Below are 16,887 nucleotides of genomic sequence, written 5' to 3' on the forward strand. Positions count from 1 at the left end.
CGGGGCAGGGCGGCTGAACGGGAATGTTCCACGGTAGCCGAGGTGTGCCATGTCTGAGCGCACCCAAGTGACGAGAGCCCTTTCAGCCCTCAGATCCCACGAGCTGGGTGACGGCGAGATCGCCGACACCGTGACGCTCGACTACGATGCGCGTTTCTTCCGCCGGAAGGGTCTTCAGACCGACGGCGGCGCGCGCATTCTGGCCGATCTTGCACAGACCATCTCGCTGGACGAGGGCGATGCCCTGCAGCTTGAGGACGGACGCCTGATCGGCATCCGCGCGGCCCCCGAACCACTTCTGAAGGTGACGGGGCCCGACCTGCCGCGCCTGGCCTGGCATATCGGCAACCGCCATACCCCCTGCCAGATCGAGGCCGCGGCGCTCTTCATCCGCACCGACAAGGTCATCGCCGAGATGCTGCGTCACCTCGGCGCGGGTGTGGAAGAGGTGACCGCGCCCTTCCTGCCCGAAGGCGGAGCCTATGGCCACGGGCGCACCCATTCCCATGAACACGGCGCGACGCTGCACGATGGCTCGGGCCATGCGCACAGCCATTCCCATGATCATTCGCACGATCATGGCCACGCGCATTCGCACGATCACGGTCACGCGCATTCGCACGATCACACCCATGACCACGGGCATTCGCACGGTCATGGGCATTCCCACGATCATTCCCATGGGCATTCCCACGGCCATCTGCATCACCATTCCTCCCACGACGATGCCAGCGCGCGCGCCGAGGATACTGACGATGGTGCGCCGAAGGCCCCGACCGATGAGCGGCGCGACCCGTGAGCACCGACCCGGCCCTGATCCTGCATCGCTGGCTGTCCCCGGCCTATCCGGTGGGCAGCTTCGCCTATTCGCATGGCATCGAGGCGGCGGTGGCCGAAGGCCGGCTGACCGGACGGGCCGAGACGCAGGACTGGATCACCGACATCCTGGAAGAAGGGGCCGGTCGCAACGATGCGATCCTGCTGGCCGCCGCCTACCACGCCGACCCCCCGGCGCTGGAAGAGATCGCCACCCTGGCCTCGGCCCTGGCGCCCTCGGCCAACCGGCGGCTCGAGACCGAGGCCCAGGGCGCGGCCTTCGCCCGCACCACCGCCGAGGTCCATGGGTTGGAGCTGCCCGCCATGCCCTATCCGGTGGCGCTCGGGCGCGCGGCGCGGCTGATGGAGCTGCCGCTCGAGCTGACCCTGCGCCTCTATCTCATGGCCTTCGCCTCGGCGCTGACCTCGGCGGCGATCCGGCTGGTGCCACTTGGCCAGACCGACGGGCAACGCCTGCTGACCGCACTGGAACCGCTGGCCGAGAGGCTGGCCGCCGAGGCGCTGCCGGGTGATCTCGACGCGCTAGGCTCTTGTGCTGTAATGTCCGACATTGCGGCGATGCGGCAGGAGATCCTGCCAACCCGATTGTTCCGCTCCTGAGCGGGGACGAAATGACTGAAAAGGTAGCAAGATGAGCAGCTCTCCCCATGGCCCCCTGCGGATCGGCCTCGGTGGCCCGGTCGGCGCCGGCAAGACCTCTCTGACCGCCGCCCTGTGCCGGGCGCTGCGTGACAAGCTCTCGGTCGCCGTGGTGACCAATGATATCTACACGCAGGAGGATGCCGAGGCGCTGGTGCGCATGCAGGCGCTTTCCTCGGACCGCATCCGTGGCGTCGAGACCGGCGGCTGTCCCCATACCGCGATCCGCGAGGATGCCTCGATCAACCTGGCGGCCATCGACGAGCTGAACCGGGCCTTCCCGGATCTCGACGTGGTCTTCGTCGAATCGGGCGGCGACAACCTGTCTGCCACCTTCTCGCCCGAGCTGGCGGATGTGACCATCTACGTGATCGACGTGGCGGCCGGTGAAGAGATCCCCCGCAAGGGCGGCCCCGCCGTGACCCGCTCGGATATCCTGGTGATCAACAAGACCGACCTGGCGCCCTACGTGGGCGCCGACCTGAAGGTCATGGAGCGCGACGCCACCGCGCAGCGCAGCGGCCGGCCCTTCGTCTTCACCAATCTCAAGACCGGCGAGGGGCTGGACCAGATCCTGACCCTGCTGGAAGAGATCGGTGGCCTCGCCGTGCCTGCATGAGCCTGTTTTCCGACATGCCGCGGGGGCAAAGCCTTGCCCTGATCGACTTTCGCCCGATCGGCTATGTCGTGGGCATGCTGGTTGCGGTGCTGGGCCTGACAATGCTGGTGCCGCTGGCGGTCGATGTCGCCGACGGCAACGGCCACTGGCCGGTGTTCTTCGAGAGCTTCCTGGTCACCTTCACCGTGGGGGCCCTGACCTCGCTGGCCTGCCAGAGCGGCGCCCGCGAGGGGCTGACGCTGCAACAGACCTTCATCCTGACCACCGGGCTCTGGGCCATGCTGCCGCTCTTCGGCTGCATTCCCTTCATCATGGGCGCCACCGATGCCAGCTTCACCGACGCCTATTTCGAGGCCATGTCGGGGATGACCACCACCGGCTCCACCGTGTTCAGCGGGCTCGAGGCGCTGCCACGCGGCCTGTTGCTGTGGCGGGGCATCCTGCAATGGCTGGGCGGCATCGGCATCATTGTCGTGGCCATGGTCTTCCTGCCCGAGCTGCGCGTCGGCGGCATGCAGGTCTTTCGCTCGGAAGCCTTCGAGACCATGGGCAAGATCCTGCCCCGCGCCTCGGCCATCGCCGGGCAGATCTCGGTGATCTACGTCGGGCTGACCGTGGCCTGCATGCTGACCTACCTGTTGCTGGGAATGGACCCGTTCAACGCCACGGTGCATGCGCTGACCACGCTGTCCACGGGGGGTTTCTCGACCTCGGATGCCTCCTTCGGCGCCTTCCAGGGGCCAATGGAATATGCCGCCAGCTTCTACATGATCGCCGCCGCGCTGCCCTTCGTGCGCTACGTGCAGATGCTGAACGGTAATCGCGTGGCCCTGTTCCGCGACGTGCAGGTGAAGGGCTTCATCGGCACCATCGCGGTGCTGGTGGCGGTCTCGGCCTTCGTGCTGCTGTCGATCTTCCCGCACCACTGGGAGCAGGCTGTGCGCGAGAGCCTCTTCAACATCGTCTCGATCATGTCCGGCACCGGCTATGCCTCGGTGGACTACATGGCCTGGGGCCCGCTGCTGATCACGATGTTCTTCTTCATCGGCCTGATCGGCGGCTGTGCGGGCTCGACCGCCTGCTCGGTGAAGATCTTCCGCTACCAGATCCTGATTGCCTCGATCAAGGCGCAGATCAAGCGCATCCACTCGCCACACGGGGTCTTCTGGCCGCGTTACGACGGCAAGAAGCTGGACGAGGACGTGCTGGCCTCGGTGATGTCCTTCTTCGTCTTCTTCACGGTCTCGGTGGGGGTCTTCTCGGTGGCGCTGGCGCTGACCGGGCTCGACTTTGTCACCTCGCTCTCGGGCGCGGCCACGGCGCTGGCCAACATCGGTCCGGGCCTGGGCGATATCATCGGGCCGGCGGGCTACTTCGGGCCGCTCAACGATACCGCCAAGTGGATTCTGATCGTCGGCATGCTCTGTGGCCGGCTTGAGCTGATGGTTGTCTACGCCATGCTCACATTGCGGTTCTGGCGCGCCTGAACGGCAGATTTTCTTGATTTTGGCCGCTGGTCGGGGCATTCTGACCCTGATACGCGGCAATGGCGCTGCGGCTCTCTCCCACAGGTCGGGAAAATTGGCAGGGATGCCCATCCGTGACGCGTGTCACGGAATGGTCGCCCTTTTCCGTTTTGCTGGAGTTCGAGAGATGAAGAATTTCCCCATGTTCCTGAAGATGGCCGGGCGGCGTGTCGTGATCTGCGGCGGCGGCGCAGAGGCGGCGCGCAAGGCTCGGCTGGTGCTGAAGACCGAGGCCGAGATCCTGTTGGTGGCGCCCGAGCTCGACCCCGAGCTGGAGGGCCTCGTGGCCTCGGGACGGGCCGCGCATCAGCTTGAGGCCACGCCCGGGACCTTCCGCAACTGCATCCTGACCTTCATCGCCACCGGCGACGAGGCCGAGGAAGAGGCCCTGGCGGCACAGGCGCGCGCGGCGGGGGCGGTGGTCAACATCGTCGACCGGCCCGAGAAATGCGACGCCTTCACCCCCTCCATCGTCGACCGTGACCCGGTGGTGGTGGCCATCGGCACCGAGGGCGCGGCCCCGGTGCTGGGCCGCGCCATCAAGACCGAGGTCGAAACCATGCTCGACCCGCGCCTCGGGGCCTTTGCCGCCCTGGCCGGGCGGCTGCGCGGCGCGGTGGCCGAGGCCTTCCCGGACGGGATGCGGCGCAAGTTCTGGGAATGGGCCTTCAACGGCCCGGCCTTTGATGCGCATCGCGCCGGGCGCGAGCGCGCGGCGGCCGAGATGCTGAAAGAGGCCATCGCGGCCGGTGCGGCCCCCGAGGGACGCGGCCGCATCGCCCTGGTCGGTGCCGGCCCCGGTGCGCGCGATCTGCTGACCCTGCGCGCGGTGCGCCACCTTCAGGAGGCCGATGTGATCTTCTACGACCGGCTGGTCGATCCCGAGGTGCTGGAACTGGCGCGCCGCGATGCGGACAGGGTCTTCGTCGGCAAGGAGGTCGGCGCGTCGTCCTGGCCGCAGGAAAAGATCGACGCCCTGATCGTCGCCGAGGCCAGCAAGGGGCTGCGGGTGGTGCGGCTGAAGTCCGGCGACCCCTCGATCTTCGGACGCGCCACCGAGGAACTGACGGCAGCCCGCGCGGCGGGCGTGCCGGTCGAGATCGTGCCGGGCATCACCGCGGCTTCGGCGGCGGCGGCCTCGCTGGGCCATCCGCTGACCGAGCGCGGCCAGAGCGATGCCTGCGTGCTGGTCACCGGCACCTGCCGTCCGGGCGACCCGGTGCCCGATTGGGCACCGCTGGCGCGCGCAGGCACGACGCTCTGCATCTACATGGGGGTGGCACGGGCCCCGGTCATCGCGGCAGAGCTGATGGCGGCGGGCGTGCCCGAGGATACCTGCGTCGAGGTGGTCGCCGAGGCCTCCAGCACCGCCGAGCGCCGGCTTGTCACCTCGTTGAAGGAGCTGCCAGAGGCCCTGGAGCGCGAGGGCATTGGCAACCCGGCGGTGCTACTGGTGCGGCACGGCAAGCCCGAAGCCGCCAGGGCCACGACCCTGACCACTGTCGCCTGACCCAAAGGAAAAGCGCCCCCGAGGGGGCGCTTTGTTCTATCGTGGGGGAGGGGCTCCGACTGTGATCTCCCACGAGTGGGGCTCCGCCCGTGAAATCCTCAAACGCTCCCCCGGAGCGTTTGTCGGCCCCTAAGTGGCCGAACCGGATTTCACTCCCAGCACTGCACCAGCACCGTGACTTCCTGGGCGTGGCGGGTCAGGGCGTTCGGGGTCAGCGGGGCGCTGCCGGAGGCCGCGACCGGGGAGACACCGGAGCCGGTCAGCATCTCGGCAAGGCTCAGCGGGGCCACGGCGAAGGCCACGCCTTCGGGCAGTTGCCGGTTGCTGTCCTCGGGGGCCGTCAGCAGCCCGACCAGCGCGCCGGTGCTGTCGAAGACCGGACCGCCCGCATCGCCGGGCAGGGTGGCGATGTCGAGCCGCGAGATCCCCTCTTCGCCCGAAAGGCCGCGCACATCGGCCAGGGTGCCCCAGCTGACGCTGGGCGCGCCCAGAAGGCCTTCATAGGAATAGCCCGCCAGCACGATCTCGCTCGAGATGCGCGGGCTCATCGTGGCGATCCGGGCCACGGCCATGGGGGCCGAGGCTTCGACCGGGCGCAGCAGGGCCAGGCCGGTGGCGGGGTCGGTGGCGGCGATCTTCATCGGCGCGCCATCGTCGAGGCCCGAGCCCACGGTGACCCGGCCGCAGCCCGACACGGCAGAGGCCAGCGTCAGCACGGCACCATCCTCTGCCACATAGACCCCGGAGCGGCCCTTCAGCGGCTTGCGGATCTCCAGGCCCGAGACCAGGTCGACGCTCTGCTCGGCACCGGCGCCCGCGTCGTGGGGCAGCACGCCCGGCGTGCGGGTGAAGCTGGCCTGCATCTGCTCAAGCAGGCGCGTACGGCGCTGGCTGTCGCCCGCAGGCCAGACCAGGACGAAGCCCTTGATCTCTCCGCCTTCCAGGCTGGCCTCGGCATGGGTCACCACGCGCGACGAGCGCCCCTCGATGCGGAAGCTGTCGGAGTTGCGCTGGCGGGGGCCGTCCTCGGGTACGATCTGCAGGGTCTGCAGGATGTCGTAGAGGCCGAAGAGCGTCTCCTGGTCGCCTTCCTGGCTGATCAGGATCAGCTGGGCGTCAAGCTCTCCGCTGGGGGTGTAGAAGGCGAAGGGGGCCTGGTAGCGGTCGAAGTCCACCACGCCGAGGGGCATGTCCATGCGGATGCCGGCGCGGGCGTCGCTGCGCGAGGCCAGGCCCAGCCCGTCGAGGATGGCATTGTACTGCCCCAGGAGCTCGGCCCGTTGGGCGGTCGTCAGCACGCCACTGGGCTCATGGCCGTTGTTGCGCTGCCAGGCGGCCATGGCGGAGCGGGTGCCGCGTCCGAAGGCGCCGTCGATGGCGCCATTGTAGACACCGGCCCAGTCGAGGGCGATCTGCAGCTGGTCGCGCTCGGCGCGGCTGAGCTGGGCTTCGCTGCGCCGGGCTTCGGCGGGGCTTTCATCGGGCAGGGCGGGCAGCTCTGCCACCTCCGGCGCGGCCTTGGGCGTGGCCTCGGCAGTGCCGGCGGGCGCGGGCGGTGCCGCAGGCGCGGCGCCCGGCGGATAGATCTGTTCTGCGAACCACGAGGGATAGGCAATGTAGCTGTCCGGGGGAATGCGGCCCTCGGCGCGCAGCACGCGCAGCACCTGGCCGGCGTCGCCACGGGTGTAGGGGCCAAGCGCGATGGCGTAGAAGCCGTTGCCAAGCGAGAAGCCCTTCACATCCGAGAGGTAGCCTTCGTAGTAGGAGATCGCCTGCCGGGCATCGGCCAGGTTGGGCAGTGCCTGGATCTGGACATAGACCTCGCCTGCCTGCTGGGCGGCGGCGCGCTGCGGCAGCGTGGTCAGGGTGAGCCCCAGGATCAGGCTGAGCGCCAGCAATGGCGCAAGTAGGTACCGGGTCATGAAATGCCTTTCCGTCAACTCTTTCACACCCCGTTCTAGCCGGTTTCGCAGGGGGGCGGGCAAGAGCTTTGAACACCGGGACACCAGAGCCGCCGCGGGGCGGGCTTCCCTTGCAACAGGGCAGGGGGGAGCGGGGACGGAAATCGCGGCGCGGCGGAGAGCTCCGGGCTAGCCCATTGACCCTTCCCGCCGCCGCCCGTAATCAGGCCCCTGACGTGGGGCAGGCGCTCTGCCCCGCCGGCTGCGAAAGGGATATCCATGTCCGAGACCCGCATCGAGAAACCCCGCTCCTTCCAGGAGATCATCCTGCGGCTGCAGGCCTATTGGGCCGCCAAGGGCTGCGCGGTGATGCAACCCTATGACATGGAGGTCGGTGCTGGCACCTTCCACCCGGCCACCACGCTGCGCTCTCTGGGCTCCAAGCCCTGGGCCGCAGCCTACGTGCAACCCTCGCGCCGCCCCACCGATGGCCGCTACGGCGAGAACCCGAACCGGCTGCAGCACTACTACCAGTACCAGGTGCTGATCAAACCCAGCCCGCCGGATCTGCAGGCGCTTTACCTGGGCTCGCTCGAAGCCATCGGGATCGACATGGAGCTGCACGACATCCGCTTCGTCGAGGACGACTGGGAAAGCCCGACCCTGGGCGCCTGGGGCCTTGGCTGGGAAGTTTGGTGCGACGGCATGGAAGTCAGCCAGTTCACCTACTTCCAGCAGGTCGGCGGCCATGATTGCCACCCGGTCTCGGGCGAGCTGACCTACGGGCTGGAGCGCCTGGCCATGTATGTCCTTGGCATCGACCACGTGATGGACATGCCCTACAACGATCCCCAGGCTCCGATCGCGCTGAAGTACGGTGACGTCTTCCGCCAGACCGAGCAGGAATATTCCCGCTGGAACTTCGACGTGGCCAACACCGAGGTGCTGCTCAAGCATTTCGAGGAGGCCGAGGCCGAATGCCAGGCGATCCTGGCGCAGGAGCATGTCGACCCGAAGACCGGCAAGCGCATCGTCATGGCGCACCCGGCCTATGATCAATGCATCAAGGCCAGCCATCTGTTCAACCTGCTGGATGCGCGCGGGGTGATCTCGGTCACCGAGCGTCAGGCCTATATCGGCCGCGTGCGGGCCCTGGCCAAGCAATGCGCCGATGCCTTCGTGCAGACCGAGGCCGGGGGCTGGACGCCCGAGAGCGCGGCCTGATGCTGGGTCGCATCCTGATCGTCGCCCTGCTGCTCACAGCCGTCGTGGCGGGGGGCTCGATCTACTACCTGCAGGAATACGCCTATTACGAGACCCTCTCGGAAGAGCGGATCATCGTGACGGACCTGGAGGGCGCGCTGCAGGAGCTGCCCGCCGAGGGCATCGCGGCCATCGACGCCAATTCCTCGCCGATCCGCTACCGGGCCTGTTTCACGACTGACCTCGACACGGACGCGCTCGCGGCCTTCGAGCCCTATCCCGAGGCCGAGCCCCTGCAGGGGCCGCGCTGGTTCGACTGCTACGACGCGGGCGAGATCGGCGCCGCGCTGGAGGAGGGCCGGGCCACGGCCTATCTCTCGCAGCGAGATGTGACCTATGGCATCGACCGTGTCCTCGCCATCGACAGCGACGGGCGCGGCTGGGTCTGGCACCAGATCAATCGCTGCGGCGAAGAGGTCTTCGACGGCCACCCGGCCCCCGAGGGCTGCCCCCCGGTGCCCGAGGGCGTCGCCCGGCAATAAGGCCGCGCCCGTCACGCGGCTTGACGGCTCCGAACACATGACGACAGGCCGCGCCCCGCGCGGCCTTTTGCGTTCCGGCCCCTCGCGCCTCTGGCGGCATCCGGTGCCCTTATCCGGGGCGCGGAAGGAACCTGGGCAGCTCGCTTTGCATTGGCTCTGTAACACAACACCGTGAGGAGCCGACCCATGTCCCAATCCCGTGCGCCCGCCTGGGTCGTCCCCCTGATGCGCTTTGGCTACGGTGCTCGCGGTGTCACCTACATCCTGCTCGGAGGCCTCGTCCTTTCTGCCGCCCTGACCGGCGGGCAGGCCGGCAGCACCTCCACCGCCCTGGCCCAGCTGAAGGGGCAGCCCTTCGGTGACCTGATGCTGGGCGCAATGGCCTTGGGCTTGCTGGCCTATGCGCTGTGGCGCCTGATCTGCGCGGGGATGGACCTGGAACGGCGCGGCACGGATGCCGAAGGGATCGTGGCCCGGCTCGGCCAGACCATTTCGGGCGCCGTCGCCGCCGGTCTTGCGATCACTGCGGCGCGCCTCGCCCTTGGCTCCGCCAGCGGCAGCGGCGGAGAGGGGACCACGACGCTGGCCTCCTGGCTGCTGCAACAGCCGATGGGCAAGTGGCTGGTTATCGTCGTGGGCGTCGTGACCATCGGTGCCGGTGGCTACTACGCCGTGAAGGCGCTGAAGGAGAAGTACAAGGATCACATGCGCGCCACCGCCACCAGCGAGAAGCTGGACCCGGTGGTGAAGGCCGGTCTGATCGCCCATGGCGTGGTGATCGCGCTGATCGGTGGCTTCCTGGCCTATGCCGGCTGGACCTCTGACGCCTCGGAGGCGCAGGGCATGACCCAGGCCTTCGAGGCGGTCCGCGCCCAGCCCTTCGGGCAGGTCCTGCTTGGGGTGCTGGCGATCGGCCTGCTGGGCTTCGCCGTCTACTGCTTCGTCGAGGCGCGCTATCGCATCGTGCCGGCGCGGGCGGGTGATGACGGCACCACCCTGGCCCAGCGGGCCAAGCGCGAAGGTCGGCGCGCGGCGGCCCGTCTGGGCTAGGGGCAGGCAGGCTGCGGAACGGGGAATTTCCCCGCCCTCTCTGGACGCTCCCGGCCCCCTTCGCTATTCCCTGCGGCAACGCGCCCTTCGCGGCGCCCCACGCTGCCTGGATGGAACCGACATGCCCGATCTGCTGATCGAACTCTTTTCCGAGGAAATTCCCGCGCGCATGCAGGCGCGGGCCGCGGAAGACCTGAAGAAACGCATGACCGACGCGCTGGTCGAGGCCGGTCTGACCTATGCCGGTGCCTCTGCCTTCCACACGCCCCGCCGGCTGTGCCTGACCGTGCATGGCCTGCTGGCCGAAAGCCCCATGGTGCGGGAAGAGCGCAAGGGCCCCCGTGTCGATGCGCCCGAGAAGGCCATCGAGGGCTTCCTGCGTGGGGCCGGCCTGACCCGCGACCAGCTGGAAGAGCGCGACGAGAAGAAGGGCCGCGTCTTCTTCGCCGTGATCGAGAAGCCGGGCCGACCGGCTGCCGAGATCGTCGCCGAAGAGCTGGAAAAGATCATCCGCAACTTCCCCTGGCCCAAGTCTATGCGCTGGGGCGCGGGCAGCCTGCGCTGGGTGCGTCCGCTGCATTCGATCCTCTGCATCCTCTCCGATGAAGAGGGCGCGGCTATCGTCCCGCTGGATATCGACGGCATCAAGGCCGGCGACAGCACCGAGGGCCACCGCTTCATGGCGCCGGGCCGCTTCCAGGTGCGCGACTTCGACCAGTACCAGACCGAGCTGAAGCGCCGCTTCGTGGTGCTGGGCGCCACCGAGCGCGCCGATGCGATCTGGCAGGATGCCTCCAACCAGGCCTTCGCCTCTGGCCTTGAACTGGTCGAGGACAAGGGCCTGCTGGCCGAGGTCGCGGGCCTCGTCGAATGGCCCGTGGTCCTGATGGGCGAGATCGGCGCCGAGTTCCTCGAGCTGCCGCCCGAGGTTCTTCAGACCTCGATGAAAGAACACCAGAAGTTCTTCTCTGTGAAGAACCCGAAGACCGGCCGCATCGAGCGCTTCGTCACCGTCGCCAACCGCGAGACCAAGGACAACGGCGCCACGATCCTCGCCGGCAACCAGAAGGTGCTTTCGGCGCGCCTGTCGGACGCCAAGTTCTTCTGGGAAAACGACCTGCGCATCGCCAAGCAAGAGAAGATGCAGCCCTGGCGCGACCAGCTGGCCAATGTCACCTTCCATGCCTGGCTGGGCAGCCAGGCCGAGCGGATCGAACGGATCGCGGCCTTGGCCGCCGAGATCGCCCCGGCCCTTGGCGCCGACGCCGAACTGGCCGCCGAGGCCGCCCGCATCGCCAAGGCCGACCTTTCCTCGGAAATGGTCTACGAATTCCCCGAGCTGCAGGGCCTGATGGGCCGCTACTACGCCGAGGCCGCCGGCTTCGCCCCCGAAGTGGCCGCCGCCTGCGAAGAGCATTACTCGCCCCTCGGCCCGACCGACGACGTGCCCGCGGCCAAGGTCTCGGCCACCGTGGCGCTGGCCGACAAACTGGACATGCTGACCGGCTTCTGGGCGATTGACGAGAAGCCGACGGGCTCAAAAGATCCGTTTGCGCTGCGCCGTGCGGCTCTGGGCGTGATCCGTATCCTGCTGGAGCATGCCGTTGATCTGCCTCTTCTGCGGGTGTTCACAAGTGCTTTCGTTGGGCGCACCGTTTCGGTAACTTCGACTGAGCCGCTGTCCTTTGAACAAGTGCAAGCGAGCGCCGCCGCCGACCTCCTCTCCTTCTTCCACGACCGCCTCAAGGTCCACCTGCGCGATGAAGGCGTCCGCCATGACGTGATCGACGCCTGTCTGGCGATGCCGGGCAATGACGACCTGGTCTCGATGGTAGCCCGCGCCCGTGCGCTTTCCGAGGTGCTGGGCACCGAGGACGGCGCCAACCTGGTGCAGGGCTTCAAGCGGGCCAACAACATCCTGACCAAGGAAGAAGAGAAGGACGGCGTCTCCTACGAGTTCGGCGCCGATCCGAAATTCGCCGAAGCCCAGGAAGAGGTGGCCCTGTTCAACGCGCTGGAGGCCGCCAAGCCGAAGCTCGACGCCGCCAACAAGGCCGAGGATTTCGCCGCTGCCATGGCGACGCTGGCCACCCTGCGCGCGCCCATCGACGCCTTCTTCGAGGCCGTGCAGGTCAATACCGACAACGAGGTCGTGCGCCGCAACCGCCTGAACCTGCTGTCGACCATCCGCTCGACCGTGCTGCAGGTCGCCGACCTGACCCGGATCGAGGCCTGATCGCCCGACACCGGCGGCGACCTTCGCTGGCTGGATTTAGGGCCTGACGATGATGAAGGGCGTGCCATGCGGCGCGCCCTTTCCATCTTCGCGCCACGCCCCGTGCATCACCAGGCTGAAAATACTCCGGGGGAACCTCCGCAGGAGGTGGGGGCAGCGCCCCCCTCCGCCCTGTGGGCCGGGTGCAATGGCTGGCCACCGAGGTGCTGCGCGCGGGGGAAACCGCTTGCTCCGAATCCCGCCGCCGCTATGCTGCTCCAACCATGTCACGGGCCGCAACAAGGGCCCGGATTGGGGGGCAATTGCAGCATCAGGACCCGTATATCACGCTCATCAGCGAAACCGCCCCCGTGGCGACCAGCACCCATGGCGGAAGGGCCAAGTGCCTGCAGCGTCTGGTGCGCCTGTCGCTGCCAGTGCCGCAGACCGTGGCGCTGTCGTTCAAGGCGGTGAATGATATCGCCGAGGGCCGCCTGCCGCCCATGGCCGAGCTGCTGGAACCCTTCGGTGAAAACCCTCTTCTCTGCGTCCGGCCCTCCTCGGAGGACCCCGATTGGGGCGGCCCTTCGGCGGTGCTCAACATCGGCATGAACGACGCCACCCACGCCCGCCTCTCGGCCCAGATCGGCGAAACCGCGGCGCTGGCGCTCTACAAGAGCTTCATCAGGACCTACTCGGTCCATGTCGAACGCCTCGACCCGGACATGTTCGAGGACCTGCCGGCCTCCGGTCCCGAGGCGCTGTCCGAGGCCCTGCGCGCCTACCGCGAAGAAACCGAAGAGGAATTCCCCCAAGACGCCGGCGTCCAGCTTTCCGCCGTGCTGAAGAGCATGGCGCGGGCCTGGCGTGGCACCACCGCGCGGCTCCTGCGCCAGGCCAAGGGCGCGCCTGCGGATGCGGGGCTGGGTCTCGTGGTGCAGGAGATGGCGCTCGGGCTGGGTAACGAGGGCGAATGCGGCTCCGGCGTGATGCAGCTGGTCTCGTCCTCGACCGGCCTGCCCCGGATCACCGGGCGCTACCTCAGCCAGTCGCAGCACCGCGAGGCGCTGCGCGAGGACAGCCGCTCTCTCTACCTTGCGCGCGATGAGCGCGGGCCCTCGCTGGAAGAGCTCGAGCCCGAGGCCTACGCACGGCTGGTCGAATATTGCGAGCTGATGCGCTTCCGCCTGCGCGAAGAGATGCAGACCGAGTTCACCATTGAGAACGGCAATGTCCACGTGCTGGACGCGCTGCGGGTCAGCCGCAGCTCGCGCGCGGCGGTGCGTATCGCCGTGGCGCTTGCCGAGGACGGCGTGATCCCGCGCGACGAGGCGCTTTGCCGGGTCGATCCGCGCGCGCTCAACGAGATGCTGCACCGCCAGGTCGACCCCTCCGCCGAGCGCGACCTGCTGGGCTCGGGCATCGCGGCCTCTCCGGGGGCTGCCACCGGGCGGCTGGTCTTCTCGGCTGCCGCGGCCCAGGCGGCCAAGGCGCGGGGCGAGGCCTCGATCCTGGTGCGCCGCGAAACCGGCCCCGAGGATATCCGCGGCATGCATGCCGCCGCCGCCGTCATGACCGAGCGGGGCGGCATCACCTCTCATGCGGCCGTGATCGGGCGCGGGCTGGGTCTGCCCTGTGTCGTCAGCTGCTCGGGCCTTGGCTTCGACATGAAGCTCGAGCGCCTGAAGGCCGCCGATGGCCGGGTGCTGAAGGCGGGCGACATCGTCACCGTCGATGGCACCAATGGCGCCATCCTGGCCGGAGAGACGCCGCTGATCGAAGCCGCCCGCGACGATGCCTTCCAGTCGATGATGTCCTGGGCCTGGGACTATTGCGACATCGGCATCCGTGCCAATGCCGACACCCCCGCCGATGCCGAGGTCGCCCGGCGCTTCGACGCCCAGGGCATCGGCCTCTGCCGCACCGAGCACATGTTCTTCGATCCCGGTCGCCTGACCGTGATGCGCGAGATGATCTTCGCCGACGCCCCCGCCGACCGCCGCACCGCGCTGGACCGGCTGCTGCCCATGCAGCGCGCCGACTTCACCGAGCTTTTCCGCATCATGCAGGGCAAGCCGGTCTGCATCCGCCTCTTCGACCCGCCCCTGCACGAGTTCCTGCCCTCGGACCGCGCCGGCCTGCGCGAACTGGCCGAGGCGCTTTCACTGCCGCTGTCGGACGTGACCCGCCGGGTCGAGGCGCTGTCGGAATACAACCCCATGCTGGGCATGCGCGGCGTGCGCCTCGGCATCACCGTGCCCGAGATCTACGAGATGCAGGCCCGCGCCATCTTCGAGGCCACCATCGAAGCCAGCCGTGACGGCGCCCCGGTGGTGCCCGAGATCATGATCCCGCTGGTCTCGGCCAAGCGCGAAGTCGAGATGGTGAAGACCCGCGTCGACGCGGTGGCCGCGGCGGTGCGCAACGAGACCGGCAAGAACTTCACCTATCGCCTGGGCGTCATGGTCGAGACCCCGCGTGCCGCGCTGCGCGCCGGCGAGATCGCGCCGCACGCGGCCTTCCTGTCCTTCGGCACCAACGACCTGACCCAGATGACCTATGGCCTGTCGCGCGACGACGCCGGCAAGTTCATGTCGGCCTATGTCAAGCAGGGAGTGTTCCCCGAGGACCCGTTCCATACGCTCGACACCGACGGGGTGGGCGAATTGCTCATGATTGGGGCAGAACGGGGCAGGGCGGCCCGGCCCGATCTGATCCTTTCGATCTGCGGAGAGCATGGGGGCAATGCCGAATCAATCGCCTTCTGCCGTGACGCCGGCTTCGACTACGTTTCCTGTTCGCCCTTCCGGGTGCCCGTCGCCCGGCTTGCTGCGGCACAATTGCGCATACGCCCAACCCTGCCGCCGCGCGCCTTCAAAACATCCTGATTTCAGTATGTTAAACTAATTCTAAAACTGTCTGGGAAGTTAATCTCCCGGTAACGGCCGGCTGTTTGACTGGGGGTGGTCTGGACGGTCGGGAGAGTTTTCGTTACGGAACCGCTCTGGCTGCGTCTGGTGACGTGCAACGACAGGTTACGAACATGCGATTTCTGAACTCTCTTCTCCCGGTTTTGCTGACGGTTGTTCTGGCTTCGGGAAGCGCCGCGCTGGCGCAGAACCCGCTGACGGATGCCATGCAGGCCGAGGCCGAGGGACTGAAGTCCGTACCCAATGCACGTCTCGCGTCGCTTCTGCGCCGCCCCCGCGCCGCCAATTCCGTCGGCATCGAGTATTCCCGCGAATGGCTGGCCCGTCAGCCCGCCGCCTCCGGTGACGAGCAATTCCTCTGCCTGGCCGAAGCGCTCTACTTCGAGGCCCGTGGCGAAAGCGTGAAGGGCCAGTTCGCCGTGGCCGAGGTGATCCTGAACCGGGTCGACAGCCCGACCTTCCCCAACACGGTCTGCGGCGTGGTCCACCAGGGCACCGGGCGCAAGTTCGCCTGCCAGTTCACCTATACCTGCGATGGCCGCAAGGAAGTGATCCATGAACCCGCCGCCTACGCCCAGGTGTCGAAGGTCGCGGCGATCATGCTGGAAGACGATACGCCGCGCGAACTGACCGACGGGGCCGAGTTCTATCACACGCTGCATGTCAACCCGAAGTGGTCGCGCAAGTTCAGCAAGACCGCGACCATCGGCGTGCACGAATTCTACAAGATGCCGACCCGTCTCACCCAGAACTGATCCGAAGGGCGCCGGGTTCCCTTCCGGTTTCCTTTCCTGCAAGGCCCCATCCCGCATGCCGCGGCGGGGCCTTTGTCTTGTCCGCCCCTTCGAGTGCCCGGCCAATGAGCGCATACTGTTGCGTACAGGTCGCCCGCCGCGATCTCTCGCCGTCTCCCCCGATGCACCGCTTTGCCTTTCATCGCGGTCTCTGACATGAATGCGTGGCAATAATAGGGGGTCGTATGTCCGATCTTATCTCACAGGCGTTCGGCCATCCGATGGAGCGTTCGAAAGCAATGTCCGGAGACCAGCCCGCGGACCGGATCTCGGTGCGCGACTACCTCACAGAGGTCGAGATCGGCGCGTTCCAGCAAGAGCGCAACGTCGTGCAGCGCCTGCGTTTCAACGTCGTGGTCGAGGTGCGCGATGCGCCCGAGCCGCTGGAAGATGACGTCGACCGTATCCTGTCCTACGACGCCATCACCGAGGCCATCGAGGCCGAGCTCAGCGCCGAGCGCCTGAACCTGCTGGAAACCCTGGCCGAGCGTGTCTCGGCGCGAATCCTGGCGGAACCCCAGGCGCTGCGTGTCTTCACCCGGATCGAGAAGCTGGACCGTGGCCCCGGTGCCCTGGGGGTCGAGGTCGTGCGCGCCCTGGGCGATGCGCTGCCCGCTGCCGAGGACGACGCCGAAAGCCCCTCGCTGAACCCGCTGGTGGTGTTCCTGGGCGCCGAGGCGCGGACCTCCGAGGCCTTCACCGGCTGGCTTGACCAGTTCGAGGCCGCCTCGCGTCCCGTGGTGATCTGCTGCGGCCCCCTGGAAGGCACGGCCAAGTCGGGCTCTGCGCTGACGCAACAGCGGATCGACCTGCTCTCGATCGAGCAGGCCGCCTGGCAGATGGCCGGGCGCGATGCGCGCTGCGTGGTGGTCAACACCCGCACCGAGCTCGACTGGTCGATGAAACATGGCCAGATCTCGCTCTGGGCCCCGTCGAAGATCGTGCTCGACGCCACCGGGGACCGCCCGCAGGACGTGGGCGACGGCTCTGACCTGGCGCTGTGGTTCGCGGGCCTGATGGGGGCGAGCGATCTGCTATATGTCGGTGCCGAGGCCCCCGCCGCGAGCGGCACGACCCGCGTGCAGACGCTGCCCGTCACGGAAACCCTGCCGCTGCCCTGA

Annotated in this window: 12 protein-coding genes and 1 pseudogene; 12 read left to right on the forward strand and 1 reads right to left on the reverse strand. The window is 67.9% G+C overall.

Going from position 1 to position 16,887, the window contains the following annotated elements:
• Window positions 1-49 precede the first annotated feature (49 nt).
• The 5 genes and pseudogenes from CRO50_RS10515 to cysG all read left to right on the forward strand — a co-directional run.
• Window positions 50-574, forward strand: a pseudogene (locus CRO50_RS10515) (urease accessory protein UreE); the annotation flags it as partial.
• Between the two features lie 221 nt (window positions 575-795).
• Entirely contained in the window at window positions 796-1,437 is a 642-nt protein-coding gene (locus CRO50_RS10520) for an urease accessory protein UreF (protein WP_097145842.1), read from the forward strand.
• A 31-nt stretch (window positions 1,438-1,468) separates the two neighbouring features.
• On the forward strand, window positions 1,469-2,095 hold the full coding sequence (ureG, locus tag CRO50_RS10525) for an urease accessory protein UreG (protein WP_097145843.1): 627 nt from the start codon (window positions 1,469-1,471) through the stop codon (window positions 2,093-2,095).
• Window positions 2,096-2,133: 38 nt separating this feature from the next.
• Window positions 2,134-3,582 (forward strand): TrkH family potassium uptake protein, encoded by a 1,449-nt coding sequence (locus CRO50_RS10530; RefSeq protein ID WP_097145925.1) that lies wholly within the window; start codon window positions 2,134-2,136, stop codon window positions 3,580-3,582.
• Window positions 3,583-3,748: 166 nt separating this feature from the next.
• Window positions 3,749-5,131 carry a siroheme synthase CysG gene (gene cysG, locus CRO50_RS10535; RefSeq protein WP_218844982.1) on the forward strand — a complete coding sequence of 461 codons (1,383 nt, stop codon included), beginning with the start codon at window positions 3,749-3,751 and terminating at the stop codon, window positions 5,129-5,131.
• Between the two features lie 149 nt (window positions 5,132-5,280).
• Here the strand turns inward: cysG and CRO50_RS10540 are convergent, their stop codons facing one another.
• Entirely contained in the window at window positions 5,281-7,053 is a 1,773-nt protein-coding gene (locus CRO50_RS10540; RefSeq protein ID WP_097145845.1) for a trypsin-like peptidase domain-containing protein, read from the reverse strand.
• Between the two features lie 258 nt (window positions 7,054-7,311).
• On the opposite strand from CRO50_RS10540, the gene CRO50_RS10545 reads away from it, so the two are divergent.
• The 7 genes from CRO50_RS10545 to CRO50_RS10575 all read left to right on the forward strand — a co-directional run bounded on the left by CRO50_RS10545 (window position 7,312) and on the right by CRO50_RS10575 (window position 16,887).
• On the forward strand, window positions 7,312-8,256 hold the full coding sequence (locus tag CRO50_RS10545) for a glycine--tRNA ligase subunit alpha (RefSeq protein WP_097145846.1): 945 nt from the start codon (window positions 7,312-7,314) through the stop codon (window positions 8,254-8,256).
• Window positions 8,256-8,777, forward strand: a complete 522-nt coding sequence (locus CRO50_RS10550) for a DUF6446 family protein (RefSeq protein ID WP_097145847.1) — start codon at window positions 8,256-8,258, stop codon at window positions 8,775-8,777. Before CRO50_RS10545 ends, CRO50_RS10550 begins: the two co-directional genes overlap by 1 nt.
• Before the next feature lie 186 nt (window positions 8,778-8,963).
• Window positions 8,964-9,827: a DUF1206 domain-containing protein gene (locus tag CRO50_RS10555; RefSeq protein WP_097145848.1), complete on the forward strand. Its 864-nt coding sequence runs from the start codon at window positions 8,964-8,966 to the stop codon at window positions 9,825-9,827.
• A gap of 169 nt (window positions 9,828-9,996) precedes the next feature.
• On the forward strand, window positions 9,997-12,063 hold the full coding sequence (gene glyS, locus CRO50_RS10560; RefSeq protein ID WP_416061079.1) for a glycine--tRNA ligase subunit beta: 2,067 nt from the start codon (window positions 9,997-9,999) through the stop codon (window positions 12,061-12,063).
• Window positions 12,064-12,326: 263 nt separating this feature from the next.
• Complete coding sequence (locus CRO50_RS10565; RefSeq protein ID WP_416061076.1) at window positions 12,327-14,930, forward strand: putative PEP-binding protein; 2,604 nt, start codon at window positions 12,327-12,329, stop codon at window positions 14,928-14,930.
• A gap of 155 nt (window positions 14,931-15,085) precedes the next feature.
• Window positions 15,086-15,727, forward strand: a complete 642-nt coding sequence (locus CRO50_RS10570; RefSeq protein ID WP_097145851.1) for a cell wall hydrolase — start codon at window positions 15,086-15,088, stop codon at window positions 15,725-15,727.
• Between the two features lie 224 nt (window positions 15,728-15,951).
• Window positions 15,952-16,887 (forward strand): dihydroneopterin aldolase, encoded by a 936-nt coding sequence (locus CRO50_RS10575; protein ID WP_097145852.1) that lies wholly within the window; start codon window positions 15,952-15,954, stop codon window positions 16,885-16,887.

This window comes from Pseudooceanicola antarcticus (assembly GCF_900215355.1).
GTDB classification, from domain to species: Bacteria; Pseudomonadota; Alphaproteobacteria; order Rhodobacterales; family Rhodobacteraceae; genus Pseudooceanicola; species Pseudooceanicola antarcticus.